The organism is Megasphaera sp. ASD88 (assembly GCF_002287425.1).
Lineage (GTDB): Bacteria > Bacillota > Negativicutes > Veillonellales > Megasphaeraceae > Megasphaera > Megasphaera stantonii.
The window spans coordinates 1-1363 of record NZ_NQXW01000053.1; the positions used below are offsets into that span (position 1 = coordinate 1).

1 protein-coding gene is annotated in these 1363 nt (G+C 45.6%); it reads left to right on the plus strand.

Features of this window, described 5'->3' with window-relative positions; translation table 11 throughout:
• The first annotated feature begins 49 nt into the window (after nucleotides 1-49).
• Entirely contained in the window at nucleotides 50-1291 is a 1242-nt protein-coding gene (locus CJ260_RS12430) for an IS256 family transposase (protein WP_095630433.1), read from the plus strand.
• Nucleotides 1292-1363 lie beyond the last annotated feature (72 nt).

The window sequence follows — 1363 nt, forward strand, 5'->3', positions numbered from 1 at the left end:
AGGTATAGGTCTTCTATGATACAATCTAAATCATAGGAGGCTTACTATCATGGCAAGAGAAAAGAAACCGGTACATAAGGTCATTATGACCGAAGGAAAACGCAGCATTATTCAACAACTGTTTCAAGAATATGACATTCAATCCGCAGAAGATATTCAGGAAGCACTGAAAGACCTGCTGGGCGGTACCATCAAAGAAATGATGGAAACCGAGATGGACGAACACCTTGGCTATCAGAAATCCCAGCGGTCTGACAGCGAGGATTACCGCAATGGGTATAAGAGAAAGCGGGTCAACAGCCGGTATGGTACCGTAGATATCCAGGTACCGCAGGACCGCAACTCCACGTTCGAACCGCAGGTGGTCCGTAAACGGCAAAAAGATATCTCTTCTATCGACCAGAAAATTATCTCCATGTATGCCAAGGGAATGACGACCCGGCAAATTTCAGAAACGTTAGAGGATATCTATGGATTTGAGGCTTCCGAAGGCTTCATTTCCGATGTAACCGATAAAATCCTGCCTCAAATTGAAGACTGGCAGAAACGCCCGCTGTCGGAAGTGTATCCTGTCCTCTATATTGATGCCATTCATTATTCTGTCCGGGATAACGGAGTGATCCGGAAGCTGGCAGCCTACGTCATTCTGGGAATCAACGTGGACGGACAAAAAGAAGTTCTGACGATTCAGGTCGGAGACAATGAGAGCGCAAAATATTGGCTTTCCGTGCTGAATGAATTGAAAAATCGCGGGGTAAAAGATATCCTGATTCTCTGTGCCGATGGCCTGAGCGGGATCAAAGAAGCCATCGCCGCAGCCTATCCTAACACGGAATACCAGCGCTGCATCGTACATCAGGTACGAAACACGCTGAAATATGTAGCAGACAAGGATCGTAAGCCTTTTGCCAATGATTTAAAGACTATTTATCAGGCTCCGTCTGAAGAACAGGCTTTGGAATCTCTGGAAAGGGTAACCAAAACATGGTCTGTAAAATATCCGAATTCCATGAAAAGTTGGAAGCAAAACTGGGATGCCATCTGCCCAATTTTCAAGTTTTCCATGAACGTAAGAAAAGTGATTTACACGACCAATGCCATCGAATCCCTGAATTCCACCTACCGGAAGCTGAACCGTCAGAGAAGCGTATTTCCAAGCGATACAGCGCTTTTAAAAGCCCTGTATCTGGCGACGTTTGAAGCCACCAAAAAATGGACCATGCCAATCCGAAACTGGGGACAGGTGTATGGGGAACTGAGCATAATGTACGAAGGCCGACTCCCAGAGTAACGCATAGCTGGCAAAAGCAGGCGAAAATCCTGTCTGTACTTGACATGTTCAGCATGTGTTGTTATATATAAA

What these genes read in the sequence shown, in the direction of transcription:
- CJ260_RS12430 (WP_095630433.1), top strand. Translation starts at nt 50, where the DNA reads ATGGCAAGAGAAAAGAAACCGGTACATAAGGTCATTATGACCGAAGGA.